This is a genomic window from Paraburkholderia phytofirmans, assembly GCF_046028095.1.
GTDB lineage: Bacteria > Pseudomonadota > Gammaproteobacteria > Burkholderiales > Burkholderiaceae > Paraburkholderia > Paraburkholderia phytofirmans_A.
Genome location: NZ_JAQQDJ010000009.1, coordinates 1 through 24,554 on the forward strand (window position 1 = coordinate 1; position 24,554 = coordinate 24,554).

Here is a 24,554-nt window from a genome sequence, read left to right on the forward strand (position 1 = left end):
ATGCTCGGCGCTAGCTCACTTCGACTGCGAGGTGGTTACCGACATCGAGGCAGAAGATCATCACCTCGTGCTGGTCTCGGTGTGGATGGGGCTCGAACCCCGGCCCCAACGCCGGTTGAATCCCGTCGCACGCTGGTCGACCAAAGCGGCCGGTGTCAGGCTTCGAGCCTCACACGCACGCGCTCCGCGAGTATTTCAGGAGCGAACGGCTTGCGAATGACCTCCATGCCGACCGGCGCATCGCCCGGTGCGTAACCGGTCACCAAAATGACCGGCATATCAGGGTAGCGAAGCTTTACCGCCTCCGCGACCTCGCGCCCGTTAATGCCACCGGGCAACACAACATCGCTGATGAGCAGGTCGAACTGGCTTCCTGCATGGATGAGCCGTAGCGCGGCGGGCCCGCTGTCTGCTTCAAGCACGCGATAGCCGAGTTCGCGCAACTGCTCGGCGGTCACCTCCCTGACGATCTCCTCGTCTTCGACCAGCATGACCGTCTTGGCAGTGCCGCGATCGCTCGCGGACGGATTGTCGCGTTCGACGAACGCTGGCATACATATCCGCACTGTCGTGCCCTTGCCGAGCTCGGTATCCACTTGCAAGATGCCGCCCGACTGTCGGACGAAACCATAGATCTGGCTCAATCCCAGGCCAGCGCCCTGCCCAGCAGGCTTGGTCGTGAAGAACGGCTCGAACGCCTGTTCCAGCACTTCATCCGACATCCCCGTGCCGGTATCGGAAACAGCGATGCAGCAGTATCGCCCGGGCTGTGCTTCCTCGAATGTCGTAATGTCCGATTCATGCAGTATGACCTCGGCCGTGCTGATGGTTAGCCAGCCGCCGAGCGGCATCGCATCCCGCGCATTGATGCAGAGGTTGAGCAGCGCGCTCTCCATCTGGTTCGGGTCACACATAACCCGCCATTGACCGTCAGCGAGTTTCAGCTCCATGTCGACGCCCGCACCGACCGCGCGCCGGATCATGTCCTCCAGGTCGCGGGCGATCGTGTCGAGACTCACCAGACGCGGCTCCAGTGTCTGCTGTCGTCCGAACGCAAGCAGTCTATGCGTCAGCGTCGCCGCCCGCAGTGCGCCGCGCTCCGCACGCTCAATGAAATTGATCACCTCCATCGGACGACCCTGCTCCGTACGGCTGCGAATCATACTCATACAACTGATAATTCCCTGCAAAACGTTGTTGAAGTCGTGAGCGATGCCGCCCGTGAGCTGACCGATCGCCTTCAGTTTCTCGCTATGACGCAGCCGTTCCTCGGCAAGCGAACGCTCACGGCTTTCGCTCTGCAAGGTGTCAAGCGCGGCCTGCAATTCCGCCGTTCGCTCCGCTACGCGCGTTTCGAGCATCTCGCTGCTGCGTTCGAGCGCCTCCCGGACACGCGCCTGATCTTCAACATCTGTCGACGTGCCGAGCCAGGCAACGATCCGGCCGTCCGCTCGTACCGGCGTCGCGCGGCTCTGGAACCAGCGGAACGTGCCGTCCGACTTACGGCGAATCCGGTGCTCGACGGCGAATTCACCCATCGCTTCGCACGCTGCCCACGCTGCCATGGTCGCTCTGCGATCGTCCTCGTGAACCGCGTCTAGCCAGCCCAGACCCAGGCTAGCCTGTTCGGAAATACCGCTGTAAGCGGCCCACTGCGGGCTGCACCATGTGCGCTCACCCGAACTGTGCGCCGTGAAGACCAGCTGCGGAATCTGTGTTGCGAGCATCCGGTAACGCTCTTCGCTGTCGCGCAACGAAGCGGCGTGCAGGCGCGTCTGCGCCGCGATCCGCAACCTTTCAACTGCGGCCGCCAGCAGGTTCGCATATGAGCGAAGAAATTCGGTGTCCGGCCTGGAAAAGTCGCGCGGCTTCAGGCTGTCCACCTGCAGCACACCGTAGGCGCCCCGCCCTTTTCCGCCGAGGATGACGACGTTGACAAACGCCCTCACGCCGGCGTCGGCAATAAATTCTGCGTAACGAAAACGATTTTCCGTGGCGATGTCCGGCGATATTGCCGGTTCGCCTGACTGAAGTGCATAGCCTTCCGAAGAATCGGCGTCGGCTTGTGCCGTCGCCTGTCCTACGATACCGGGTGGCCAACCGATGCCAGCGCGCACCAGCAGCGTCTTCCCGTCTTCCTGCAATTCCATCACCTTGGCCATGTCGGTACCTAGCGCCTCCCCGACGAGACGGCACGCTTCAGTGAGAATTTCGTCAAGATCATCTGAACGGAGCGCCAGTTCACCGAACCTGGCCAGAATGGCCTGTTGGTGAACAAGAATGGATTCGCGATCAGCTGTACTCACGTCCTCCTCCCCGAGTTGTCTGGTTAGCGGCTGGGCGCCCCAACAACCCGGCCATGCACGATACCCTACGCGTGTTACTAGCCAAAACCGTTCCCGATCCCGATCGGTCTCGCTGCTTGCGGCGCCATCGAAAGGCAGGCATCGCCCATATTCTTCCGCCCGCTGACCGCAGAAAGCAACCTTCGATGGAATCCTCAGCGGGATTCCTGATCGGCAGATTCTCCCGCGCTAACCATGTTCATACGGGATGGTCCCGTTGATCGGGGCTCCGCAGCTCGTCTTCACCTTAATGTTCGAATGAGCGAATTGACCGTCACTCGGAATTCAATCGCGATCGACCTAGCCCGAAGGGCACGGCAATAACCGGCACGCTCAGCATCAGGAAGCCGGCGGGCCCACTGCCCCGGTTATGCCCAACATCGAGACTGAGAGGATACGGCACTCCGGCGCAATCGCTCAATCGGAGGTGCTGTATCTACATAATCAGCTACCAGCCCTCGTGCGTGCGCTTGGCATCCGAGGGGCCTGTGATCCAGAGACACAACCAGCACGCGATAATTCGCAGTGCAGATTGGTTGCGGATCGCTTGCTTCTCGCCCCTGAGCCTTTGCTCCTCGCCGAAACTGAGGGATCGCTAGTTTGAGCCGTGTAGGGGGGCGCGGTCGAACTGCGTGCACGGAGCGCGTTCAAAATTCGACAGTTCCACGACGGCTGCGTGATCTTCGCCCGTTACTCGGTCGAGCCTTCCTGTCATCGAGATGACCGTACCGCAGAAGAGTATGAGGATCCGTACTCGTCCGTTGACTAATCTGGGTCAACCGGCCAGGCTGTATGTTGTCAACCTGTTGTTGATCCTCCCCATTGCTCGCCGCACTCAATCCCCTGCCGATTGCATGTGGCTCGCGCTGCTTGCAGACTCGCACCGGCTGCTTGACCGGCTCGCAGAAAAATAGCCCATCCCCAGCCGAGATAGGGCCAGGCTTAAAAACATACGCCAAGAAGAAGGGTTCAGTCTCCGTTGCCATTGAAGTTAAATGAAGTTTCATTCCGAGTCAACGTGAAACGCTTTCCGCAAAAATAGCCTTTGTTTAGTGCAAAGAAAATGCCGTTTTCTAACATTTATTGTTATCCGCTTCGGAAAAATAAACCTGTCTGATGTCAAATACATTTGACAGAGCTTTCTCAGCGCGAATCGGCGATACTGTTACTCGCGATGAACTTACGCCGGGCTACCGCCCCGTATGGCTGTTATCGACGGGGTTAGTGCGCAATCATTTGCGCAGCATCCAATGGATGTGTGCTCGTCGTGTTGTCCAAACGTTCAAACGGGGCGGTCACGCTGGCGCTCACAGGGAGAGCGCACGTCGACAGCCTGAACCTTCGAGTGCGGCCAGACCAGCAGCGCGGCGGAAAATATCGCGACGGCCGCGCTCGTCGCCACCAGACGGCTGTGGTTGTCGTCGGCTATGAGCACGCGCGCGGCTTTTTTATCCGTCAGCGAACTGTCTGCAAGCTCGGGCAACGCAGGACATCTCGATGTCGCAATGCAACGGCTTTGAGGCCGCCCGGGCACTGCGGAATGACCCGAGTACCCGGTGAGATCGCAATTGTTGCGCATACCGCACGGACGAGGCCGAGGTGGGTCGGCAGGTCGTGCGCGACGAATTCGATGGCTATCTGCAAAAAAGGCCGGCCACTCAACCAGCTGGTCGCGCTGGTCACCGCCCTCGCACACTAACGGGCCGCCATGCGGACGGGGCAGGCGCACCGTGAACACGATTTCAGGCGCCTCTGAATGGGCCTCGATCGTGGCGCCGTGCGCAGCGGGGTCGTCCGGGCAATGAACCAGGCCGGGCCCCAGGTTGCCGTGGTGCCGCCCGAAACGTATCCGGGCGGTACTCGAGCGGGGGGCAGATATCCTCTTCAGGGTTGCCGGCTTTACCGTAGGCCCCGCATTTCTGACCTCGAACCGGACCACCCTCCTGTCGCCGGTCATCAGCACCCGCACCGGCATATCAGGCGCGCCATACTTGATCGCATTCAGGACAAGGTAGTCACGTAGCTGCGGCAGGCGGTGGCAGTCCCAGAAACCGTGAAAGTCAAATCTGCACCGTCAACAAATCGGTGGCGTCTGCCCCCGGCAGTGGAGGCGCGCGCTAGAGCGGTAGCCAGACAACAGTCTGCGCCTTCCGGTACTGATGTACCGGCGGTAAAAGAGCATCTAATGAGAGCCAATGTTCAATAATGGCCGACGCTCCTACGATCGTCCAACGGCTCTCCTGCTATCCCGATATATCGGGCCGCCGCCCGCTACCCGTCGCCGGTAGGTGCCGCCCCTTCACTCGTTCTGCTCGTCAAGATTTTTGCTCGAGGAATTGGATCCTTCCGTGTCGGGTTGGGAAGTCTGATCCTTGCCCGACACAGTTGTTGAAACGTTAAGCTCATTAAGGGTCCGGTTTATTTTATTTCTATCGCCTTCATCGAGTGCTCGCTGCACGGCCTCATCCGAAGTAATTTCATCCGTGGGGTCAGCGTCGCCCGATTCCGATCGATTTCCGGAATCGTCCGGTTCGTCTGTGTTCATCTGCGTCATGGCACCTCCGCTTTATTAACTAAGGCTCCGGTCATGCCGGCCCTCGGATATGGAGCCGCATGGGTCGTTCCCGCTACGAAAGCCATGCTTGCCAGTGTCAAGCCGAAGAGTTATTCACCCGCAGAAGCTGCCCGACGTAGAACGCATCAAAAATGTCAACTTTGCGACTATAAGGGCCGTCAACCGGCGATCTGAGCATTCCGATAGGGCAAGCGTTTGCGGGACGCGAAATAAGTAGTCACTTCGCTCTTAAAGCGCCGCCTTCGACGCACAGACGCCGACGGCGTTTGAGGAATATTGCGGCCAACGTGTGCTGACCGCAGCTGGCAGCACGCGACCAGAAGGCGACGGCCGCGCCGCGTCGCCGAACGACGGCTACTGGATGCAATGCGGCCCTCGAGCGCTAGTTCGCCTATGCCGCTCCAGCTTTTTGCAAGACACATCTCAACCGCAGGGGAGGGGCGAGGTGGCGCGCTCTTTGCTTGGCACTGCGAGCACGTGTGCGTCGAACCGTCGCGCCGGGCAGACGGGACATTGTCGGCCGAGCGCCGGCAGTGAACGCCCGGCAGGGGTTAGGCTAACGCCTGAGTAGCGTTACGAAAAACTGGCTTACGTTTGGAAATTGCAAAAAATTCGCTGCTGATGTAATTTTTCCACTCCGGGAACGCTTCGCTCAATGCATTGCAGCCGCCCACCTGACGTACGCCTCATAACAACGCTGAAGAACCGCCCATGAAGCCGCCTCGAATCGGCCCCTTCCCCGAGCTTGCGGCATATCTTGAGGGAAAAAGTGGACTTATTACGCGCCGTTGGCTGCGTGCGGTGCGGTCCGACCCAGCGATTGAACCGGCCGGCAGGCTAACGACGGGCCAACTGGTTGATCACCTACCGTCGCTCTATGAGGAAATCTGCAACGTCTTGCGGACCGAGCGGATGACGCTGGCAGGATTGCACAACGACGCCAGAAAACATGGTCGTGACCGCTGGACGCGCGGCTATCAGCTCGATGAACTATTTCGGGAGTTGAACCAGCTACAGCGCTGCGTGCAGCGGGCGGCACGCGAGTTTTTCGCGGGAACCCCAGTATCACGTAACGCCCAGGCCACCGCACATCAACTGCTCGAGGATTTATTCAGCGCGATCATCCACACCGCGATCCGCCAACTGATCGAGGAGCAGGATGGGCGGATTTCAGCGACCATCGACGAGCGCGACCGCGCTCTGGCCGCGCAGCAAAAGAGCGAGGACCGGCTTCGGATGGCAGCATCGGCTGCCGGGCTTGGTATTTTCGAGTGGAATGTCCCAACCCGGGCAGGTGTTTGGGAAAACAGACGGATGTATGAATTTACGGGCCAGCCTGAATCGCTGGGACCGCTGTCATGCAAGGCGTTTGTGCGTGAACTTGTTCACCCGGACGACGCGCAGGCGCTGATCACGAACTACATGGAGAGCATGCAGAACGGGGGAGACTTCCATTCCGTTTTCCGAATCCTGCGCATCAATGATCGGGCGCCGCGCGTGGTCGAGATGCATGGCCGCTTCCGGACAGCGGCGGATGGCCCGATCCAGTGTTTCATCGGTACGTTAACCGATATCACGCAACGAACGCTCGCCGAAGAAGCGCTTCGTGAGACCGATCGTCGCAAAGACGCATTTCTGGCAACCTTGGCTCACGAACTTCGAAACCCGCTCGCGCCGATCCGTAATGCGGCACAGATCCTCAAACGGATCAGCCCTGATATGCCACCCGAGGCCGAATGGGCGCGCATGACGGTTGAGCGCCAATGCTCTCATCTGACCCGCCTGATCGACGATCTGATGGATGTATCACGTATCAGTAGTGGCAAGATCCGTTTGCAACGCGAAGTGTTCGACATCCGGGACGCTGTGCAAAGCGCTGTTGAGATCAATCTGCCGATCGCGCACGAACACCGGCACCGTATCAATGTCAGTCTGCCCGACGCGCCTGTACTGGTGGATGGTGACCGAACGAGGCTGACTCAGGTCGTTTCCAATCTGCTCGACAACGCGATCAAATATTCGAACGACGGCATGGAGATAGCGATCGACGCAGCAGTTCATGACGATGAAATTGAAATCGTCGTGACAGACAAGGGTATCGGCATCCCTGGGTCGCAACTTGTCCAGATGTTCGAAGCGTACGTTCAGCTGCCGCCGCCAGATGGCAAATGGCGTCCAGGCCTCGGTATTGGGCTGTCTGTCGTTCAGAACCTCGTCGATATGCACGGCGGCCGTGTGACTGCTGCAAGCGACGGAGTGGGAAAGGGATCGCGATTCACGGTCAGGTTGCCGATAACGCAGGCAAGAGCCACCGGAACCACGGGCGCGACCGTACCGGTGAGGCAACTCACGAGACGGTTACGCGTACTTGTTGTTGATGATAATCGTGACGCGGCCGAATCGCTGGCGATGCTCCTGCACGGCCATGAGGTTCAATGTGCACCCGATGGGGAAGCGGCGCTTACCGCCGCACAAGAATTTCTTCCTGACATCGTCGTGCTCGACATTGGCTTACCGGGGATGAGCGGACACGAACTGGCGAGGCGACTGAGGGCGCTGCCAAAAACCGCACATGCGGTTCTGGTTGCACTTAGTGGATTCGGGGCGCCGGAAGACCGCGCGCGCTCACGCGAAGCCGGTTGCGAGCGGCACTTTGTCAAGCCGGTCGATCCCGAGACATTGATCGATTTCGTGCGCGATATCGCGGCAAGGCTCACAAGTTGACAGGCGTTTTGCCGCTCGTGGCAGCGGCGTGGTTTTCTGGCCTCCCGGTTTTCCCGCGCGCCTTCTTATCTCTGTGGCAACGTTTCTGGACTAAACTCCAAGCATAAAGCGCGCCCGACCTCGCCCCCTTCAACTGAACCTCGCCGCTTGGATTTTCCTGATGCCGACGAACTCGCCATGCTGCGCGCCTCGTATGCCGGCATGCCGTTTGCAAAGCCGCAGAGCACTATGTGCCGGATCGAATCGGGGCAGCGCAGTCGGCACGCGGCCTGCTCGGCGAGCTTCGGCGGCGGCTGGCTAAGTTCGCGCGGCAGGTCTGCCGGCCGGATCTCGCTGCTGTTTTTGAACACGCCGACCTGTAAGCGTTTCCGGGGAGCGAAGGCTGTCACAGATGCGATCGAAGTTCTTCGACATGCAGGCCCGCCGTCACCGCAGATCAGTGACGACATCGGCTTGTGGCAGACGGCTCGCGCCGTTCCTGTGCCGCGTGCACATGACATTGCGACGCTGACGGATCTCACAGTGCAGATTCCGCGGCGGCGTCATTGGTGGAAAGCGGTCGCCGGGCTCGGTCCGGCGAGTGCACGGCGGATCGAAGCGTTCTTCACCGCGCATCCTGCACTGTCCGAGCGGGCGCGCGCCCCGATCGCGGTCCGCTGTCCTGGCGCAGTCGTCCCGTGGGAGTCGCTGGGGTGGTTTTGTCGCGTTAACGACGATGCGACGATCAGTCCCCTGAGATGAAGAGGATTACTTACATCACGAGAGAATAGAATTGTTGGGCTGCAGTCGATGCAGCGCCATCGTCACACATCTGTCCCTTGCGAATCATGTGCGCGATCTCTATACCAGACAGAATGATGCGCGCACACCGGAAGTCCTTGAACCCCATCATCGGTTTGATGATGCGTTTGATGGCCCGGTGATCCTGCTCGACGACGTTGTTCAGGTATTTGTTTTGCCGGACCTTGATCGGCGTTGAACGCTCGCCTTTGAGCGCTTCAAGTGCAGCCAGATTCGCACCGCTCCTGTCAACGGTAATTGTCTCGGGCTCACCGTTCTGTTCAATCGCCTTCTCGTAGCGGCGAGCAGCGGGCTTATCACGATGGGCGCGCAGCAGGGAATCCACCGTGTTGCCCGCCTTGTCGACGGCGCGGTACAAGTATTTCCATTGGCCTTTGACCTTGACGTAGGTCTCATCAACGCGCGAGTTCTTGCCGACAGGCCGTTTGCGTTTGCGGAATGCTTTTTCAAACACCGGCAGCAGCTTGATAACCCACCCGTGCACGCTCGAATGATCCACCTCGATACCCCGCTCAGCCATCATTTCCTCGAGGTTACGCAGGCTCAGTGAGTACGCCACGTACCACCGGACGCACACCCGGATCACGTCCAGCGGGTAGTGCAGCCGCTTCAGTACCTTGCCAATGCCAGCGGGCAGCGTCTTGCGCGGCGAGTTCGTCTTTACCATCATGCTTGTCATGCGTTGCAGTAGACGAATTTTACTTGACCGCGTTAATGCGACAAAACCCGCCGTAGCGTGCGTTGCAACTCGGGCAAGTGAGTGCGGACCGCTCGCCGATTTCATCGAGTGCCTCGGGTGCTACAAGCCCACTTTCGGCGATTTGCGCCGCGCGATCCAGATCAGGACGGTTGGTCATGACTCGCTCCTCGCCTCGCGGTTCGCCTACAGCGGCTTGAAGAATATGCCCAGTTCTTCCGCATTCGCCACAGCATCGACGTCGGCTGCCGCACGAAACACACGTTCGGAATACGCATTCGTCAACGCGCCGCGCGGACCGTCGGCCACCCAGGCCACGTCGATCAATGTCGTTGCGCGCCTGACGGAGCACACCGTGAGCACTGCCTGCAGCGACCCGACGCCAGGCTCCTACGGCGATCAGTTGTGGCGCGGGCTGCGCGCACGCGGTTCGGGCGTTTGCGCGATCAGCGGCAGAGCGATAGCGCGCGGCGGTTCGGTGTACAGCCCGCGTTGCTCCTCTCCGCCCTTGGCGAATGCCGGCGCGATGATTCTTTTTTCCGTTATCGACACCATGCCGCCTCAAGCGGATCAGTGGCCCAGAACCCTGCATGCGGCGAAACTCACCTACGCCCGCGTGAAAGATGCAACGCCGTTGGCACGAAGTGCCAACGGCGTTTGCAAGGGTCTTTCGTAAGTGTGTGTTCTATTCGCTCTTTGCCGGGGACGCGGGGACCGACTTGCCTAACTCATTCTCGTCTTCGGGCGAGGCGCCCGGCGCGAGAGGATCCGTGTCCGGCGCGACGCCCGGCAATGGACGAGGCTGTGTGCCGGACTCGTCGAGCGGCTCGTTCGAAGGATGGGCGACGGGATCGATAGTAGGATCGGTTTGCATGATTCGGCCTCGCTTTGTGAAATGAAGTGTCCGTATCCGCTGACGCAACCGCTATTCCCGATCGTCAGTTCAGGCCGCTGACGCCGGCGGCCGGATTGCAACGCGCCGGGTACAGCGGTTGCGGTGCAGGCAGTCACTCGAAAGTTCTCTGGTCCGGTTCGAATCACCGATCGCGCGGCGTAACAACGTGAACCAACGGTCCGGATAGCGGAAGCGAACTCGAAAGTTGGGGCCGGTGCGCGGGCTCTGCCGCATCGGATTGCGTGAATCGCATGCGCGTCGCCCACCCAACGAGGTGGGCATTTTTTTACAGCTAAACTTTATGCGGACTGCACGGCAGGAGTGATCGACGGAGAACGAAAGCCAGGGTCGCCATAGCGGCCCGTTTGCCGTGCATGGCCGACTTGAATACGAACAGTCATGAAAGACAGATCAACCGCTATCTGCGTACGTGACGGGCGCATACTGCTGGTTGCTCGCGAGCGCTCATCGCAAGTGACCCGGTGGTCGTTGCCCGGCGGCAAACGTACCGTGTCCGAGACGCTCGCCGAAGCGTGCCGTCGTGAGTTGATGGAGGAGACGTCGATCAATCCGCTAAAACTCGACTATCTGTTTCAATTCGGTGGATTCGCGAAACGGCATTATGTTTTTCTCGCCGAGTTGGCGCCCGACGAACCCGCTCGAGCCAGCAACGAAATTACAGCGTGTGAATGGTTCACTCCGCGAAAAATCGCGACCTTGCCGGCGAGCATTCCGACTCGTGAGATCGTCGCGTTGTTTATTCGACGCTTCGCTCACCCGCCGCTGAGGTGAGGGGGCACGTACGCGCCGCATCTTTTCTCTCGGACGCGAAGCGCGAAACCCTCGCGACGCTACTGTGAACTCGCCGGCTGTGCGTTCGGCGACTGGTTCACGGTCGCCTCACTCCCGGCAGGACTGACGCTGCTCGCCGCCGAACCCGCCGAAGCATTCGCACGATTCGCGGCGTCGCTATTATGCGTGCCGTTCGGTGCCGCCGAATTGCTCAACACGCCGCTGCTGGCGGCGTCCATTGCGGAACGGCTGCCGCCCGCGTTCTCTGCGCGCTTGCAGCCCGCTGTCGCGATTGCCACGGCGGCGACACAAAGGACGGTGACGGTGTAATTCAGTGTGCGATTCATGATATGCGCTCCTGTTCGTTATAGCCGCAGGCATGCCTGCTTGAAAACGGCACGCGGCGTCGTCTTCCGAACGAGCGTCGGGCATGTGTCGCACGGAAATCCTCGGCACGCCGCAACGCGGCCCGATCGCATTGCCGTCTAACCGCCGGACCCGGTCACGCGCCAAACCGCGTTGCCTGCGTCGTCCGCGATCAGTAGCGCGCCGTCCTGGTCCTGCGCAACACCGACAGGCGCCCCATACAGTTCCTTCTCGTCGTCAGAGACGAAGCCGGTCACGACAGGCGTAGGCGTGCCGACCGGCTTGCCGTTCTCGAACGCGACGTACACCACTGCGTAGCCGTTCAACGGCGAGCGATCCCAACTGCCGTGCTCGCCAATGAAGGCGCCGCCTCGATACTGCGCCGGCAGGTTCGTGCCTGTGTAAAACACGAACCCCAGCGGCGCCACGTGCGAGCCGATTGCGTAGTCCGGTTTGATCGCCTTCGCGACCAGATCGGGCCGCTGTGGCTGTACACGCCGGTCGACATGCTGGCCATAGTAGCTGTAAGGCCAGCCGTAAAAAGCGCCGTCCCGGACCGAGGTCAGATAGTCCGGCACCAGGTCCGCGCCAATCTCGTCGCGTTCATTCGCAACCGCCCACAGCTGCCCGGTGTGCGGTTCCCATTGCAGCCCTGTTGGATTGCGGATGCCGGCCGCGAAAATGCGGCTTCCGCCAGAGGCGAGATCGACTTCCAGCACATTCGCGCGACGGTACTCGACGTCGAGACCGTTTTCGCTCGCATTGCTGTTGGAACCGACGCCGACATATAACTTCCTGCCGTCACGGCTTGCCAGCAACGCCTTGGTCCAATGGTGATTAATCCGATCCGGCAGATCGGTCACTTCCACGCCCGCAGTCGCAATGCTGGCGGCACCCGGTACATAAGCGAACTTGAGTATCGCGTCCGTGTCGGCTATATAGAGCGTGTTGCCGATCAGCTGCATGCCAAATGGCGAATGCAGGTGATTGATATAGACGAACCTGTCCCACTCTCCGCTGCCGTCAGGCCGCTTCCGTAGCAACATAATGCGATTTGCGCCTTTTGCCTCCTTGCCGGAGCGGCTCTGAATCATGCCGGCAATCAGTTGCTTTGGCGTGGTCACCGGCTCCGCCTCTGGACTGCTCGACTCCGCGACAAGAATGTCGCCGTTAGGCAACCCATAGACCTGACGAGGATGTTCGAGCCCGGACGCAATCTTTTCGATCTTCAATCCATCAGCCACTTTAGGCTTGCCGCCTTCGCGCCAACCTACGTGCTTCGGCACCTGCATGGGAGGCGTGAAAAAACTCCGCGCCGCCGGCAACGGCGGATTAGCGCCTGCCTGATGCGCGGAATCGTAGCTCGCGTGTTCGTTGCAGCCGCTCAGCAACCCGGCGAATGCAAATACTACCAGGGCACAATTCAGGGCCGTCTTATTCACGAGCGGTCTCCATGGCGCCGAACCTGCCGAATGCCACCGCCACGTGGCCTACGCTCAGCAAGCCGACCGTGAGAACCGAAAGAATCATGTTGAGTGGAACGATGCCATACCCGTCCCGGCTGTGGACAAACGCGTTGCAGATCGCAGCCATAATGGCCGCCAGGTTCAACCAGAAATCGAGCCGTTCAACTGGCGCGGCCGTTCCGCGCGGGCTAAACCAGACATGAACGAGATTGATCAGGCGCGGTGCAATTGCGAGAACCAATCCGGCTGTTACGAGCCACGCCGCCCCTTTTGCCCAGAAAACGTTGTACGTGGTCGCGTAGACAATGTCGAAGATCAACGTACCGACAAACAGACCATACGGGATCGGATTGAACAAGTCAAAGATTGCGGTCGCCAGCTTGGACCGGTAGCGGGGACGGACTGAGATCATGCGTTCTCCGTGTCTTGATGTTGCCAGGGGCGTCATCACCCGCGCCCTTGTTCATCGACATCGCATGTGACATGCCTGCTCGCGTCATGGAACAGGCATCTGGGATGGATCAGCGATCTCGCGTCGATTCGGGTGGCACCGGATTTTTGTCCTGCGACGATTCCAATGCATTTTCCGAAGACGGATGCCGCTCCTTTTCGGCAGCGTCGCGTGCGCTTTGCACGGTATCCACCGGTGCGGTGGTGCCGACGCCGGAAGAGCGTGCGCTGCCATCGCCATCAGTCGTCTTGCGGTCCAGATCCGGATTGTGGTGAATGGGACCCATCATGTGCCTCCTGAAGAGCGACTGCTGAAATCGGGATTGGCCTGAGGCGTTCGGCGGCGCCTCAGAAGCGCGCCGCCGGTCCTCCCTCAACCCGCCGAACATTACGGCTGTTTCTGGCCGCCTTGATACTGTGGCGGCTGCTGATTCTGTTGTTGCTGTCCCTGCTGTTTGCCCGCGTCCTTGGGGTTGGTGGGCTGTGCGTTGGATTGCTTGGTGTCGGTCATATCGCTCCTTAAGCCGGACATTCCAGGAGATGGTTAAAAATCAGCAAGCGCCGTTCCGCTCACGGTTCGCCGCGACGGCGGCAGTCACGCCGCATGCGGCCGTTTCAAAAATTCGACGGATTGCCGGGATCGACCTTGCCTGTTTCCATGTTGTCTTTCTGATCGCCAAGGTCTTTGCGATTGTCGCCGTTCGTGATCTGCGACTCGCCCTTCACCTTGCGGTCTTCGTTTCCGGTCATCGAGCCGATGCCCTTATTCACATAGCCCTTGAGTTCTTCCTTGATACCTTCGCGCTGGTCCTTGTTCATAGCCTTCTCTCCATGTAGAGGCTCGCCAGGTGCGAGCCGGCATGCTCCAAGGGTCGAGCAAACCCCATTCCTCGGTGCGGCTTTGGATACGCACGTGGCAATGCTTACCGCTGTATTCGCACGCGGCTATTCCTCGGCGGCCTTCGCGGACGCTGAATCCATGTCCGCGGCTTGAGACGGCTTGCGGACGTCAAGATTCGTCGAGATACGCAAATACGCTGCGGCCAGTCTGCGCAACTCTTCTTCAGATGCGTCTTCAATACCGATCAGTGTATTGTCCGCTGCGCGATGCGAAGACAGCAGTTCATTAAGCTTCAGATGCAGCGCGACGCTATCCTTGTTCTGGCTCTGCTGAATCAGAAACACCATTAGAAAGGTGATAATCGTCGTGCCGGTATTGATAACGAGTTGCCACCCGTCCGAATAGTGGAATATCGGCCCCGAGCAAACCCATACGACCACTATCAGCACCGCGATGCAAAACGCGGCGGGTGAGCCGGCCCAACGGGTTACGAGGCTTGCAAGGCGGTCGAATAGCTGCGTGAGAGGATGGTTGCCGGCGTAGGCGGGACTCGAGGTGTTGGGAACGGTATCGAGTTCATCAGCCGGCGAACGGTCGCGAGAAAAGTTTTCCATGACGGTTCCAGGTTATTGCGGGCAATCAAAGCGCGAATCGGAGCACGATTCATGCCACCCATTGCAATCCCTTCCCACAAGCCTTCCGACGCTACTTGGGGCACACGAGGTCGAGCGCCACCATCTGATCGCCTTGTAGTTGTGCAGCCTCGCGCGCGTCCGACGCTGTCTCGAATGGACCGATAGTCGGCGCGCCGTCGAACGCATACAGAACCTTGTTATCCGTTATTCTGACTACTTTCAGCTCGCCGATAAACGCGCCACTGCCAGTCCGCCGGTAGGCTGCGTAGATCCGGTAATCGGATTCACGCGCGCCCTCGGATCGGGAAGACAGTCGCGCCGCTCTCGAGAAGACCATCTTTGCCCGGCTCATGTAAGCCCTCTCTCTATTCATGTTTTAGTGCATCAGGCAACTCGCCAACTCCCTTCTGCGTATTCGCGCTGTGCTGAACACGAGCGGAGACGCAGAGAAAGAGTTAGCGGTGATTCTCACCCGCATCGGAGCGTATGCCGCCTGCGAGCACGTTTACGCCGGCGGCACACGAACATGCAGCGAGAGCGCCGACGCGTTGATGATTAACGGAAATGCAGAAAAGCACACCGCATTCGTGCATGCTGATTCAAGCTTAGCCGAACGCACAGTTCGATATCAGATACTTCGCCTGTACGTAAATGTCCCTTTAACGGACACCACTCGCCAGGATCAGCCGGCTTGCCGCTGTCGGGTTTTGCGTGCGGGCCTGGCCGCACTGGCCGTATCCGTACTAGCGGCATCCGCACTTTCCAGTTGCGTATCCGCGTCGGCAGGCACGCTGCCTCCCCGCTCGGCGGATTGATCCGACGCCGGCGGCGGCTCCTCCGACGTCATGGCGCCTTCCGCTTCGATCTGCCGTCGCGCTTCCTCGCAGTGCTTCTCCGCATTGTCGTCCCGCGATGGATCGTTTTCCCATAGGTGATAGGCTCGCGTGCGAATGCGTGCTTCGAGATCTGTGTCCATACTTATGGCTCCTTTTCGAGGTTGGGTGCTTATTCGTTCGGGCGGCTCGTAGATGGAGCCGACGGTTCCACGTCCGGATCGACGTGGTCGTGTTCCGGGATATAGCGGCTTTGTTCCGGATGTTCCGATCCCGGCGGCACCATCGTTGCATCCATGCTGCCGTGCGGTTTCTGTTTTACCGATCCGTCCGATTCGACGGACACGTCACCACTACCGGAAGACTGCCGGCGTTGATCGGCGCGCTCCACGGGATCCGATGGCTCCTTGTTCATGTTCCTCTCCATACTGTGACGTATTAATGAAGAAGCAAACGGGCACCCATGCGCTCACGCGGACGGCTTCAGTTCGACCTTGATCCAGCCAGGCTGCCGCTCGTCGAATGCCTTGAAGGCTTCGATCGCGTTCGTCATCGATTCGCGCTGCGTGAGAATTTTCGACGGATCGATTTTGCCGGTACGTACCATTTCGACCAGTCGCGGGACGTACTTGCGATGGTTGCAATTTCCCATGCGTATGGTCAGATTCTTGTTCATGGCCATGCCGATCGGAAAGAACGAATCCGTAGGCGGATAGACGCCGATAATCGACAGCGTGCCTGCTTTCGCCAGCGCCTGAACGGCCCATTGCAACGCCTGCGAAGGCGCATCGCCCGGACGCCAGTGGGCTCCGTGCGGATCGGCATGCGGCGCGATCTTCTTGCCTTCTTCTTCGAATGTCTCTTTCTCCGCGTCGGCCTGCGCGGCGGCGGGACCCTCATGAGCGTGCATTGCGTCGACACCCACCGCGTCGATGGCGCAATCCACACCTATGCCGCCGGTCAACGTCTTGATGGTTTCGACGGGGTCTTCCTTATCGAAGTTGATCGTTTCTGCGCACTGCTGTCGCGCCATTCCAAGACGTGTGTCGAAGCAGTCGACGGCAAAAATGCGGCCTGCGCCCATCAGCTTCGCCGAAGCGATGGCGAACTGGCCGACCGGGCCGCAGCCGAATACCGCAACCGTATGGCCCGGATTGATACCGGCGAGGTCGGCGCCAAAGTAACCGGTGGGGAAGATGTCAGAAATTGGTATGGCCTGTTCGTCGCTCACCTCGTCGGGGAGCCGGACCAGATTGACGCTTGCAAAAGGCACGCGGACTTTTTCCGCCTGCATGCCGTCCAGTCCGCCGGCGGCTTTAGGGCCGCCGTAAAACACCGTGCCGGCACCTGGCCCGTTCGGATTGGCGTTGTCGCACTGCGCGTAATACCCAGCCCGGCAATAGGCGCAATAGCCGCATGCCACCGTCGACGGAATGACGACACGATCGCCGATTTTCAGATTGCGAACGTGCTCGCCGATTTTTTCTACCACGCCGACACCTTCGTGCCCGAGGATCGTGCCCTCCTCCACGCCTTCAAAAGTACCGCGAATGAAGTGCAGGTCGGTGCCGCAAATTGCACTGGTTGTGAGGCGCACGATCGCGTCGGTGGGTTCCTCGATCACCGGTTCGGGTACGTCGTCGAGACGAATGTCGCCGATCCCGTGAAAAACAATGGCTTTCATCAGTTGCTCCATAAGTGATGCACCGGCGCGCTAAGTCAGTGTCGCGCCCGGTGCGCCCGCTGCGTGACGAAAAGCGCTGCAAGCGGTATTCCTGGCAAGCAGGAACCCTCTCTCGCAGTCCGCTCGCACCTACGGCTTGAGTACCACCTTGATGCAACCGTCTTCCTTGTCGCGGAATGTCTTATACATGCCGGGGCCGTCTTCCAGCGACACGGTGTGGGTGATCACAAAAGAAGGATCGATCTGGCCTTCCTGGATGCGTTTGAGCAGATCGTCGGTCCACCGGTTGACGTGCGTTTGCCCCATCTTCCATGTGAGCCCCTTGTTCATCGAGGCGCCGAACGGAATCTTGTCGATCAGTCCGCCATACACACCCGGCACCGATAGAATGCCGGCGGGGCGACACACATAGATCATTTCGCGCAGCACGTGCGGGCGATCCGTCTCCAGCATCACGGCCTGCTTCACCCTGTCGTACATGGCGTCGAACGAACGGGTAGCGTGCGATTCCATGCCCACGGCGTCGATGCATTTTTCCGGACCCTTGCCCTGCGTAAGATCCTTGAGGCGATCGAGCACACTCTCTTCGTCGAAGTTGATCGTGATTGCACCGCTGGCCTGTGCCATGGCGAGTCGCTCAGGCACGCGGTCGATCACGACCACCTGTTTCGCGCCGAGCAGAATCGCGCTGCGAATCGCCATCTGTCCGACCGGTCCCGCGCCCCAGACCGCAACGGTATCGTAAGGCTGAATGTCGCAATTCACTGCAGCCTGCCACCCGGTCGGGAAGATGTCGCCAAGAAACAGAACCTGCTCGTCGGTCAGCCCTTCCGGAATCTTGACGTGTGTCGTGTCGGCCATCGGAACGCGAACATATTCCGCCTGTCCGCCGGGATATCCGCCGGTCAGGTGCGAGTAGCCAAAAAGTCCGGCAGTGGTATGGCCGAAGACCTTATCGGCTTTCTCCTTGTTCCGGTTACTACGCTCGCACACCGAAAAGTTGCCGCGCTTGCATTGGTAACACTCTCCGCAAAAAATGGTGAACGGCACGACGACACGATCGCCTACCTTCAGCGTGGTGTTGTCCTTGCCCACCTCCACGACCTCTCCCATGAACTCGTGACCCATGATGTCGCCGCTTTCCATGGTCGGCATGAAACCATCGAACAGATGCAGATCCGAGCCGCAGATTGCGCAACTCGATACTTTGACAATCGCGTCACGGCCTTCTTCGATCACGGGATCAGGGACCGTATCGCAACGGATGTCGTGTTTGCCATGCCAGCGTAGTGCTCTCATCGTGAGGCTCCTTTCGGAAAAAGTTACGGGGGACTGCTGTTTGTGTTCGATCCTTGCTGCGGCGAATTAAAAGATGGGCAACTGGTTCTCTAATGTCTGGGGGGGGCAGCGCGCGTCTAACGGTTCTCGCTCATCTCCGGCACGATTGCTGCATGGTTGAGAAGCGCAACGAGCGGGGTGCCGCCTATCACGTTGCCGGCAAAAGTAGGCAACAGGAATTTGAAGAAGTAGTCTACGGGCGATGCGATGCCCCGCAAGCCACGCATAAGCTGCTTCCGTGGAACCGGCAATGATGTGCGACAGATGCGAGACGCCCACCACGTACGTAATCAGCAGCACGGTCAGCAAGCGGCCGGACCGCGCGCTGGGCAGAAGCCAGACCATCAACGCGATCAGCCAGCCGGCCAGGATCGCATGGACCACCGTGGGCATCGGCTTCGACGAAGTCATTGCGTCCACGGAAATACTGCGCAGCGCGTCGAATACGTCAGCGGCGAAGATGCCGGGAATACGCAGCATGGCCGCGAAAATCCATGTGCCGACCAGATTGGACAGCAGCACGACGGCCCACAGCCGCAGCGCTTTCAGCGCTGTCGTCGCGTCGCGGCGTGTGAGTACCGGCAACACGACCGTCAACGTGCTTTCCGTAAATAAATGCTGACGTCCCCTGATGACCAGCGCGAACCCCACGGTGTATCCGATACTGGAAACGAGCGGGCGCCAGGGCGCTTCCGGCAGCCGCGCGTCGAGCACGGCGGGAATGAGAAACGAGAATCTCATCGACATCCCCGCCGCGAGCGACGACCACGCGAGCGCGCCGAAGGTTCGGCTCAGCGCGGCCTCGCCTTCCTCCCGGACAATCTCGTGAAGCACCAACGCGTGAGGCGCCGAGTGATCGGCCGCCTGATCCCGCTGCCCCTCGTCGAGGTGCGGCGAACCCGCGGCGGCCTCCTGCGGATCGGACGCCGATGAGCTCTCATCCGCGGCGCGACGATTGTCGCGCTCGTGCCGTTCAGTCTGGTGTTCGGGATGAACGGATTTCTGCATTGCCCTGATCTCCTCTTAGGTCGCGCATCGCCTGCCTTCGGCACGTTGCGGACACTGCGGCAGCACACCGTGCAAACGCTGATGCGCATGCGCTATGCCCGGCGACCCCTGCGTTCAACACAGCATGCGAGGAAACGCCGCCGGCCTCGCTCCGAAGGCGGCCCGGAAATTGCGTAAAGACACGCGTGGAGACAATGTCGGAGACATGATGAAAACTCCAGAAGCAGCCGTGTCGTTCCTGTCGTCGCGCGGGCTCAAACTCGCCACTGCCGAATCGTGCACGGCAGGTCTGATCGCGTCGTATCTCGCCGGCGTGTCCGGCAGCGGCTCATGTCTGGACGTGGGGTTTATCAGCTACTCGCCGTCGGGCAAGGTCGGATTCCTCGGCGTAGATGCAGCGACGATCCATGACTACGGGCTGACCAGCGAGGAAGTGGCGAGAGAAATGGCCGAAGGTGCGTTGCGTCAGGAAGGTTGCTGCGCAAATGTCGCGGTGTCGAATACGGGCGTGGCCGACGAGGTTCCCGAAGGTGATCCGCCTGCGGGTACGCAGTGTTTCGCCTGGTCTTTCCGCACTCACGAGGAAGGTATCGTGACCTTCTCCGAAACCCGTCGCTTTAGCGGCGAGCGCAACGACGTTCGCTCAGCCGCCGCACTGTATGCGTTGTCGCGCATCGAACATTACTTCAACCATATTCCGCTCGCGAGCCGAACCGAGCACTCAGAGCAATAGCGTTGATAAGCAACCTTGGTCCGGAGGCACTTTCGCCTGTTGCCGCTTATCGCGATGGCCAAGCGGGACTTGCTCCGGAAAAACTCTCTAACCCTGATCTGGAGAAGCCATGCCGTCAGATAACCTCTCGTTGTCGCCCACCATCACTTCGATGATTCGCCTCGACCATATGCACGCCCTTGCGGCGTTTCACCGATACCGTCCGGACAGCCCATGCTGGCGCAAGCGCGCTATCGTTTTGTCAACTTGCGCCGCCCTCGAAATCCATGCGCAACTGGAAGAAGAAATCTTTTATCCGGCAGTTGCGCGCGTTTTGCCGGACGACGAGACGCTGCGCAAGAGCGAGCCCGAACACGACGAAATGCGGCAGATGATCAGCAAACTCCGCGCAATGCAGCCCGACGACCCAGCGTATGACAGTTCTTTTTTTCAACTGATGCGCGAAGTAATTCACCACGTTGCCGACGAAGAAGCGGCTTTGCTGCCCGCTGCCGAGCGGGCACTCAGCAGCGAGTTGCGCACGCTCGGAGCGAGTATGACGCGCCGGCGCGTGCAATTGCTCGCGCAGCGCCCCGTTGAAATTGCCGTCAATACCGCCGGCACCTTTCCGCTGGTGACGCTAGGTGTGGGCGCATTGCTGCTGATGATGGGATCGCGCTGTTTGGGAAGCAGTTCGAGATCGCGCCGCTAGACGCGACTGTGGGGCGCATGCTGCTATGCGCCCCACCGGAATCGCCAGGATGGCTCGCTCACGAGGCGTACTGTTACTCGCTCACGCCTTTTTTCGCGGCCAGGTCCTGCGCCATTTTGTAATGCTCCTTGATGGTCGGCAATGCCTTTTGTGCCGCCGCCTTGAGATCGACATTCTGACCTTGTTCAGATTCCTTCTCGAACGCGGTTACCGCGGCCTTGTGTCCCTCGAGGCCCACTTTCTGGATGTACGCCTGGTCGAACGCTTTGCCCTTCAGTGGCTTCAGCGAGTTGAGTACGGCGGTATCCGAGTTGTCCTTCGGAACTTCCACACCATGCGGCGCTGCCATTTTCAACTGCACGGTCAGCTTGGTGTGATCCATCATCATGTGATGAGCAAACGACTTCACGTCCTTGTCGCTGGACGCGCTCGTTGCGAGCTTCGACGCGTCGATCTCGGTTGACGAAGACATGGTCGCAGCCTGCACAAAATCCTTGTCCACCTGCGGAAGCTGATTTGCGGAGGTGGTCGATGCAGCCTGCGTCTGGGCAAACGCGGCAGGACCGGCGAGACAGAGAAGACCGGAAGTGAGTGTGACAACAAATGCTTTTTTCATGGAATCCTCTCGATGGGTTCGGAATGGTCAACGGGTCGATAACATCGCAGCAAGCGTCATACCGTGAACCGCGCGCCTGAATCACGCGTGGCCGGCCTTCGACTTGTTGCTGCTCTTTCGCGTGTCTTCCTCTCCGCCATTCTGCTGCGAGGCCTTCGCGTTACCTGCCTTCTCGGCAAATTCGGTCAACTTCAGGTCGGTGGCCTTCTCTTCCTTCAGCGTTGCCTCGAGCAGCTTCACGCCCTCGGCGAAACCGAGCTGCTTGCCGATAGCGCACAGACTGCCGTATGCAGCGATTTCGTAATGCTCAACCTTTTGCGCTGCAGCCACGAGCCCGGCGTCGAGCACCGGCCCTTTCTCGATTTCGTCGATCAGTTCCTGACCTTCTTCGATCAATCCTTCCATTGCCACGCATTTCATTCGCTTCAGGCGGATATTGCACGTCTCGACAACCTGATCGATTCTTCCAACCTGCCCTTGCGTTTCTTCAAGGTGCAGCTTGAACGCTTCGATGAGTTGCGGATCTGAAGCCGAGCGGGACAGCTTCGCCAAAGCTTTGGTCAACTGCTTTTCCGCGCTGTAGATGTCAGAGAGCATGTGAATGAACAGATCGTCGATGGTCTTGCGTTGTGCCATGGTGAGCTCCTCATAAAGAGAGTGGAGCCTTTCGTGGCGCAACCGGTGTGCCCGCCGGGCAGCAGGCAGGCACGGCAATCTATTACCGATCCCGCCGGCAAAGAGCTATTTGTGCAGCTTGTCCCGCAACGAGCTGACATCGTTCGCAGTGATCGGCTGCGCGTTATTACCCCACGCGCCGCGAATGTAAGTTAGCACCTGAGCGATCTGAACGTCGGCCAGCGTGCCGGCAAAACGCGGCATCTGCTGACGCGGCGGCCCGGTCAACGTGGAGGGGCTGTTGCCTCCTTCCACCATGAGGCGAATCAGCGACGTCGTGTCCTCCGCGAGCACCGACGAATTGCCTGCGAGAGCGGGAAAAACGTCATGCACGCCCTCGCCCGCTACGCCATGACATTGCGCGCAAAACGAGCGATACACATTGAAGCCCACCGAGAGCGTGTCGGGCACCTTGCCGCCGTTGACCGGTTTGCGCGCCGCGTCTTCCCGCGGGGCATAAGTACCCGACGCCCGCCGCTGCGGCAGCGACTTCAGATAGCGGCCGATTGCGAGCAGGTCGTCGTCGCTGAGATACTGCGAGCTGTCCTCGATTTGCTGAACCATGCTGCCGTACGCGACGTTACCGCCCGCGTGCCCTGTCTTCAGAAACGCGGCGATTTCGTTCGCCTCCCACCGGCCGAGCCCTGCGCCAGCGTCGTCGGTCAGATTCGGCGCGAACCAATGGTCGTTCGCGCTGCCGGTCAGAAACGTCGCGGACGACTCGTCGGTCCCGTTTTCCTGATATGCCGCGCCGCGCGGCGTATGACAGCTGCCGCAATGCCCGAGAGACTGCACCAGATACGCGCCGCGATTCCATTGTGCGTCGTGGGCGGCATGCGGCTCGTAAGGTTTGTCGGGCACGAACGCCATCTGCCAGAGCCACAAACCCCAACGCTGATTGAATGGAAATGAGACATCGGACTCGATGTTGGGCTTGGGCACCGGTGCAACGCCGTGCATCATGAACGCGTACAACGCCTGCAGATCGGCCTCGTCCATCTTCGCATACGCTGTGTACGGCATGGCCGGATACAGCCGCTTGCCGCCGCGTGCAAAGCCTTTGCGCAGCACGCGCGCAAAGTCTTCATAGCTGTATGCGCCGATTCCGTACCGAGGGTCGGGCGTGATGTTGGTCGACTCGATAGTACCGAATGGCGAATTGATGCCGAGACCGCCCGCGTACGGCGCGCCGCCTCGAGTCGCCGTGTGGCAGCCCGCGCAATCGGCCGCTTTGGCGACATACGCTCCGCGGGCAAGGGTCGTGGCGTCGGGCGCTGTCGTGGCGCGACCCGGCGACGCAGCAGCGCCGGAGGCCGCACCCGTGGCTGCCGCCCCTGTCGTGCTCGCGGCCCCCGCTTCTTTACCGTACACGTCGCGCGACGACGACGCGGGGCAGACCAGTGCAAACATGATCGGAATCACGACCAGTAACCGCGATAACCGGGCCGCCGTGAATCTGCGCAAAACACGGGGTGCACTCATTGCGCGCTCTCCCCCGGCAACGCCGCCGCGGTTTGCGCATCGGCTCGCGGCGGCACATAGCCGCGCAGCCAGCGCATCGCGATCGTCAGCCCACCGATCAGATACGCCGCGGCGCCCGGCACCCACATGATGAGGCCGCCCGCCTGCTGGTCGTGCAAAGGATCAAAGCCGAGCGCACTGGTGGGCTCGACGTAAGACGGATACCAGAGCCCCGGTGCGAGTGCGATCAACGCGCCGAGTGCGCTCGTATGAACCATGGTGGTGAAAACGGACAGCATGGCGTGGCCGCCCGATCGACGCAAGACACCTTCACCGAAAACCGTCCACCAGAAGATCAACGCGCTCAGCATGAAGCTCGTGTGCTGCAGCGTATGCACCCACGGATGCTGGAGCGCGGCCTCGAATAGCGCCGGTGCATGCCAGCCCCACAGCGCAGCGGCATGCAGTATCCATCCCGCGAGCGGTGACGTGATGCGGCGCCACACGAGCGCGAACGTGGGCGCCAGCACCGCCCGCCCTGCCCAGTGACGTCCCGCGCGCGGCAACGACCAGATCCATACGCCGAGCGGGCGTCCAAGCACGAGGAGCGGCGCCGCAATGAGCATCATCGTTTCATGCTGGACCATGTGCGCGGAAAAAAGCGCCGCGGAAAGCGTGTCGAGCGGCGAGCACAACGCAAATACCAGGGCGAGTGTGCCGGCCGCGAAGGTAACGGCGTGCCAGGTCCGCCGCGCGCGGCTGCGCGGAGAGCCTCGCCGCCATAGCCGAAGATACCCGCTCGCGTAAGCGACCGTACTCATCACTAACACCACGACGACCCATGCGTCGAACGACCAGCCGAACGAAGGTGCGGCTTTCTGCGCGTCGGTCAGCACATGCGCCCACGTTATTGATGGGTGCATCAAGA

At 60.2% G+C, this 24,554-nt stretch carries 26 protein-coding genes and 2 pseudogenes; 6 read left to right on the top strand and 22 right to left on the bottom strand.

From position 1 onward, the window contains the following. Positions 1 to 155 precede the first annotated feature (155 nt). The 3 genes from PQR54_RS23775 to PQR54_RS23785 all read right to left on the bottom strand — a co-directional run bounded on the left by PQR54_RS23775 (position 156) and on the right by PQR54_RS23785 (position 4,899). Positions 156 to 2,306: a response regulator gene (locus tag PQR54_RS23775; protein ID WP_408249941.1), complete on the bottom strand. Its 2,151-nt coding sequence runs from the start codon at positions 2,304 to 2,306 to the stop codon at positions 156 to 158. A gap of 1,321 nt (positions 2,307 to 3,627) precedes the next feature. Next, positions 3,628 to 3,828 (bottom strand): hypothetical protein, encoded by a 201-nt coding sequence (locus PQR54_RS23780; protein ID WP_408249943.1) that lies wholly within the window; start codon positions 3,826 to 3,828, stop codon positions 3,628 to 3,630. Positions 3,829 to 4,644: 816 nt separating this feature from the next. Continuing rightward, the gene (locus PQR54_RS23785; RefSeq protein WP_408249945.1) at positions 4,645 to 4,899 is read right to left on the bottom strand and encodes a hypothetical protein; all 255 of its coding nucleotides are present in this window, start codon (positions 4,897 to 4,899) and stop codon (positions 4,645 to 4,647) included. Positions 4,900 to 5,631: 732 nt separating this feature from the next. Here PQR54_RS23785 and PQR54_RS23790 point away from each other — a divergent pair. Together PQR54_RS23790 and PQR54_RS23795 are read left to right on the top strand one after the other, a co-directional pair. Continuing rightward, entirely contained in the window at positions 5,632 to 7,644 is a 2,013-nt protein-coding gene (locus tag PQR54_RS23790) for a hybrid sensor histidine kinase/response regulator (RefSeq protein ID WP_408249947.1), read from the top strand. 147 nt (positions 7,645 to 7,791) lie between these two features. Continuing rightward, positions 7,792 to 8,334 (top strand): annotated as a pseudogene (locus PQR54_RS23795) (phage integrase family protein); the annotation flags it as partial. A gap of 61 nt (positions 8,335 to 8,395) precedes the next feature. Here PQR54_RS23795 and PQR54_RS23800 read toward each other — a convergent pair. Beyond that, positions 8,396 to 9,124, bottom strand: coding sequence for an IS6 family transposase (locus PQR54_RS23800; RefSeq protein ID WP_408249949.1), 729 nt, complete (start codon positions 9,122 to 9,124; stop codon positions 8,396 to 8,398). Here PQR54_RS23800 and PQR54_RS23805 point away from each other — a divergent pair. Beyond that, the gene (locus tag PQR54_RS23805) at positions 9,087 to 9,818 is read left to right on the top strand and encodes a DUF3331 domain-containing protein (protein ID WP_408249951.1); all 732 of its coding nucleotides are present in this window, start codon (positions 9,087 to 9,089) and stop codon (positions 9,816 to 9,818) included. The two genes, PQR54_RS23800 and PQR54_RS23805, sit on opposite strands and share 38 nt — an antisense overlap. A 9-nt stretch (positions 9,819 to 9,827) precedes the next feature. Here PQR54_RS23805 and PQR54_RS23810 read toward each other — a convergent pair whose 3' ends face one another. Next, on the bottom strand, positions 9,828 to 10,016 hold the full coding sequence (locus tag PQR54_RS23810) for a hypothetical protein (RefSeq protein ID WP_408249953.1): 189 nt from the start codon (positions 10,014 to 10,016) through the stop codon (positions 9,828 to 9,830). Between the two features lie 420 nt (positions 10,017 to 10,436). Between PQR54_RS23810 and PQR54_RS23815 the strand changes: the two genes are divergently transcribed. Next, entirely contained in the window at positions 10,437 to 10,829 is a 393-nt protein-coding gene (locus PQR54_RS23815; RefSeq protein WP_408249955.1) for an NUDIX hydrolase, read from the top strand. Positions 10,830 to 10,888: 59 nt separating this feature from the next. Here PQR54_RS23815 and PQR54_RS23820 read toward each other — a convergent pair whose 3' ends face one another. The 13 genes and pseudogenes from PQR54_RS23820 to PQR54_RS23880 all read right to left on the bottom strand — a co-directional run bounded on the left by PQR54_RS23820 (position 10,889) and on the right by PQR54_RS23880 (position 19,450). Further along, the gene (locus PQR54_RS23820; RefSeq protein ID WP_408249957.1) at positions 10,889 to 11,176 is read right to left on the bottom strand and encodes a hypothetical protein; all 288 of its coding nucleotides are present in this window, start codon (positions 11,174 to 11,176) and stop codon (positions 10,889 to 10,891) included. A gap of 138 nt (positions 11,177 to 11,314) precedes the next feature. After that, the gene (locus PQR54_RS23825) at positions 11,315 to 12,637 is read right to left on the bottom strand and encodes a PQQ-dependent sugar dehydrogenase (protein WP_408249959.1); all 1,323 of its coding nucleotides are present in this window, start codon (positions 12,635 to 12,637) and stop codon (positions 11,315 to 11,317) included. Further along, the gene (locus PQR54_RS23830) at positions 12,630 to 13,073 is read right to left on the bottom strand and encodes a DUF2231 domain-containing protein (RefSeq protein WP_408249961.1); all 444 of its coding nucleotides are present in this window, start codon (positions 13,071 to 13,073) and stop codon (positions 12,630 to 12,632) included. Before PQR54_RS23830 ends, PQR54_RS23825 begins: the two co-directional genes overlap by 8 nt. Positions 13,074 to 13,182: 109 nt before the next feature. Next, entirely contained in the window at positions 13,183 to 13,401 is a 219-nt protein-coding gene (locus PQR54_RS23835) for a hypothetical protein (protein ID WP_408249963.1), read from the bottom strand. 98 nt (positions 13,402 to 13,499) lie between these two features. Continuing rightward, positions 13,500 to 13,622 carry a hypothetical protein gene (locus PQR54_RS23840; protein ID WP_408249965.1) on the bottom strand — a complete coding sequence of 41 codons (123 nt, stop codon included), beginning with the start codon at positions 13,620 to 13,622 and terminating at the stop codon, positions 13,500 to 13,502. Between the two features lie 104 nt (positions 13,623 to 13,726). After that, positions 13,727 to 13,930, bottom strand: coding sequence for a CsbD family protein (locus PQR54_RS23845; protein ID WP_408249966.1), 204 nt, complete (start codon positions 13,928 to 13,930; stop codon positions 13,727 to 13,729). Between the two features lie 126 nt (positions 13,931 to 14,056). Then, positions 14,057 to 14,566 carry a low affinity iron permease family protein gene (locus PQR54_RS23850; protein WP_408249968.1) on the bottom strand — a complete coding sequence of 170 codons (510 nt, stop codon included), beginning with the start codon at positions 14,564 to 14,566 and terminating at the stop codon, positions 14,057 to 14,059. Between the two features lie 91 nt (positions 14,567 to 14,657). Then, positions 14,658 to 14,939: a DUF6723 family protein gene (locus tag PQR54_RS23855; protein WP_408249970.1), complete on the bottom strand. Its 282-nt coding sequence runs from the start codon at positions 14,937 to 14,939 to the stop codon at positions 14,658 to 14,660. Between the two features lie 330 nt (positions 14,940 to 15,269). Further along, the gene (locus PQR54_RS23860) at positions 15,270 to 15,563 is read right to left on the bottom strand and encodes a DUF2934 domain-containing protein (protein WP_408249972.1); all 294 of its coding nucleotides are present in this window, start codon (positions 15,561 to 15,563) and stop codon (positions 15,270 to 15,272) included. A 29-nt stretch (positions 15,564 to 15,592) separates the two neighbouring features. Beyond that, the gene (locus tag PQR54_RS23865; protein ID WP_408249974.1) at positions 15,593 to 15,835 is read right to left on the bottom strand and encodes a hypothetical protein; all 243 of its coding nucleotides are present in this window, start codon (positions 15,833 to 15,835) and stop codon (positions 15,593 to 15,595) included. Positions 15,836 to 15,889: 54 nt separating this feature from the next. Next, positions 15,890 to 17,104, bottom strand: coding sequence for a zinc-dependent alcohol dehydrogenase (locus PQR54_RS23870; protein ID WP_408249976.1), 1,215 nt, complete (start codon positions 17,102 to 17,104; stop codon positions 15,890 to 15,892). A 129-nt stretch (positions 17,105 to 17,233) separates the two neighbouring features. Further along, positions 17,234 to 18,403 carry a zinc-dependent alcohol dehydrogenase gene (locus PQR54_RS23875; RefSeq protein ID WP_408249978.1) on the bottom strand — a complete coding sequence of 390 codons (1,170 nt, stop codon included), beginning with the start codon at positions 18,401 to 18,403 and terminating at the stop codon, positions 17,234 to 17,236. Positions 18,404 to 18,519: 116 nt separating this feature from the next. Beyond that, positions 18,520 to 19,450 (bottom strand): annotated as a pseudogene (locus tag PQR54_RS23880) (formate/nitrite transporter family protein). 208 nt (positions 19,451 to 19,658) lie between these two features. Between PQR54_RS23880 and PQR54_RS23885 the strand changes: the two are divergent. Then, positions 19,659 to 20,183 (top strand): CinA family protein, encoded by a 525-nt coding sequence (locus tag PQR54_RS23885; RefSeq protein ID WP_408250524.1) that lies wholly within the window; start codon positions 19,659 to 19,661, stop codon positions 20,181 to 20,183. A 109-nt stretch (positions 20,184 to 20,292) separates the two neighbouring features. Beyond that, positions 20,293 to 20,874, top strand: a complete 582-nt coding sequence (locus PQR54_RS23890) for a hemerythrin domain-containing protein (protein ID WP_408249980.1) — start codon at positions 20,293 to 20,295, stop codon at positions 20,872 to 20,874. A 73-nt stretch (positions 20,875 to 20,947) separates the two neighbouring features. Here the strand turns inward: PQR54_RS23890 and PQR54_RS23895 are convergent, their stop codons facing one another. The 4 genes from PQR54_RS23895 to PQR54_RS23910 all read right to left on the bottom strand — a co-directional run bounded on the left by PQR54_RS23895 (position 20,948) and on the right by PQR54_RS23910 (position 24,549). After that, entirely contained in the window at positions 20,948 to 21,490 is a 543-nt protein-coding gene (locus PQR54_RS23895; RefSeq protein WP_408249982.1) for a DUF4142 domain-containing protein, read from the bottom strand. 81 nt (positions 21,491 to 21,571) lie between these two features. Further along, a complete protein-coding gene (locus PQR54_RS23900; protein WP_408249983.1) occupies positions 21,572 to 22,126 on the bottom strand; it encodes a YciE/YciF ferroxidase family protein in 555 nt (184 codons plus the stop codon). 105 nt (positions 22,127 to 22,231) lie between these two features. Beyond that, positions 22,232 to 23,647 carry a c-type cytochrome gene (locus tag PQR54_RS23905; RefSeq protein ID WP_408249985.1) on the bottom strand — a complete coding sequence of 472 codons (1,416 nt, stop codon included), beginning with the start codon at positions 23,645 to 23,647 and terminating at the stop codon, positions 22,232 to 22,234. Then, positions 23,644 to 24,549 carry a cytochrome c oxidase assembly protein gene (locus PQR54_RS23910; protein ID WP_408249987.1) on the bottom strand — a complete coding sequence of 302 codons (906 nt, stop codon included), beginning with the start codon at positions 24,547 to 24,549 and terminating at the stop codon, positions 23,644 to 23,646. The genes PQR54_RS23905 and PQR54_RS23910 overlap by 4 nt, the downstream gene beginning before the upstream one ends. Positions 24,550 to 24,554: the final 5 nt, after the last annotated feature.

Excerpts from the sequence above, each read along its gene's own strand:
- PQR54_RS23905 (WP_408249985.1), bottom strand. The coding sequence starts at position 23,647 with ATGAGTGCACCCCGTGTTTTGCGCAGATTCACGGCGGCCCGGTTATCG.
- PQR54_RS23890 (WP_408249980.1), top strand. The coding sequence starts at position 20,293 with ATGCCGTCAGATAACCTCTCGTTGTCGCCCACCATCACTTCGATGATT.
- PQR54_RS23785 (WP_408249945.1), bottom strand. The coding sequence starts at position 4,899 with ATGACGCAGATGAACACAGACGAACCGGACGATTCCGGAAATCGATCG.
- PQR54_RS23910 (WP_408249987.1), bottom strand. The coding sequence starts at position 24,549 with ATGCACCCATCAATAACGTGGGCGCATGTGCTGACCGACGCGCAGAAA.
- PQR54_RS23830 (WP_408249961.1), bottom strand. The coding sequence starts at position 13,073 with ATGATCTCAGTCCGTCCCCGCTACCGGTCCAAGCTGGCGACCGCAATC.
- PQR54_RS23875 (WP_408249978.1), bottom strand. The coding sequence starts at position 18,403 with ATGAGAGCACTACGCTGGCATGGCAAACACGACATCCGTTGCGATACG.
- PQR54_RS23800 (WP_408249949.1), bottom strand. The coding sequence starts at position 9,124 with ATGACAAGCATGATGGTAAAGACGAACTCGCCGCGCAAGACGCTGCCC.
- PQR54_RS23860 (WP_408249972.1), bottom strand. The coding sequence starts at position 15,563 with ATGGACACAGATCTCGAAGCACGCATTCGCACGCGAGCCTATCACCTA.
- PQR54_RS23850 (WP_408249968.1), bottom strand. The coding sequence starts at position 14,566 with ATGGAAAACTTTTCTCGCGACCGTTCGCCGGCTGATGAACTCGATACC.
- PQR54_RS23885 (WP_408250524.1), top strand. The coding sequence starts at position 19,659 with ATGAAAACTCCAGAAGCAGCCGTGTCGTTCCTGTCGTCGCGCGGGCTC.
- PQR54_RS23865 (WP_408249974.1), bottom strand. The coding sequence starts at position 15,835 with ATGAACAAGGAGCCATCGGATCCCGTGGAGCGCGCCGATCAACGCCGG.
- PQR54_RS23820 (WP_408249957.1), bottom strand. The coding sequence starts at position 11,176 with ATGAATCGCACACTGAATTACACCGTCACCGTCCTTTGTGTCGCCGCC.
- PQR54_RS23855 (WP_408249970.1), bottom strand. The coding sequence starts at position 14,939 with ATGAGCCGGGCAAAGATGGTCTTCTCGAGAGCGGCGCGACTGTCTTCC.
- PQR54_RS23900 (WP_408249983.1), bottom strand. The coding sequence starts at position 22,126 with ATGGCACAACGCAAGACCATCGACGATCTGTTCATTCACATGCTCTCT.
- PQR54_RS23845 (WP_408249966.1), bottom strand. The coding sequence starts at position 13,930 with ATGAACAAGGACCAGCGCGAAGGTATCAAGGAAGAACTCAAGGGCTAT.
- PQR54_RS23815 (WP_408249955.1), top strand. The coding sequence starts at position 10,437 with ATGAAAGACAGATCAACCGCTATCTGCGTACGTGACGGGCGCATACTG.
- PQR54_RS23790 (WP_408249947.1), top strand. The coding sequence starts at position 5,632 with ATGAAGCCGCCTCGAATCGGCCCCTTCCCCGAGCTTGCGGCATATCTT.
- PQR54_RS23835 (WP_408249963.1), bottom strand. The coding sequence starts at position 13,401 with ATGATGGGTCCCATTCACCACAATCCGGATCTGGACCGCAAGACGACT.
- PQR54_RS23840 (WP_408249965.1), bottom strand. The coding sequence starts at position 13,622 with ATGACCGACACCAAGCAATCCAACGCACAGCCCACCAACCCCAAGGAC.
- PQR54_RS23895 (WP_408249982.1), bottom strand. The coding sequence starts at position 21,490 with ATGAAAAAAGCATTTGTTGTCACACTCACTTCCGGTCTTCTCTGTCTC.
- PQR54_RS23810 (WP_408249953.1), bottom strand. The coding sequence starts at position 10,016 with ATGCAAACCGATCCTACTATCGATCCCGTCGCCCATCCTTCGAACGAG.
- PQR54_RS23870 (WP_408249976.1), bottom strand. The coding sequence starts at position 17,104 with ATGAAAGCCATTGTTTTTCACGGGATCGGCGACATTCGTCTCGACGAC.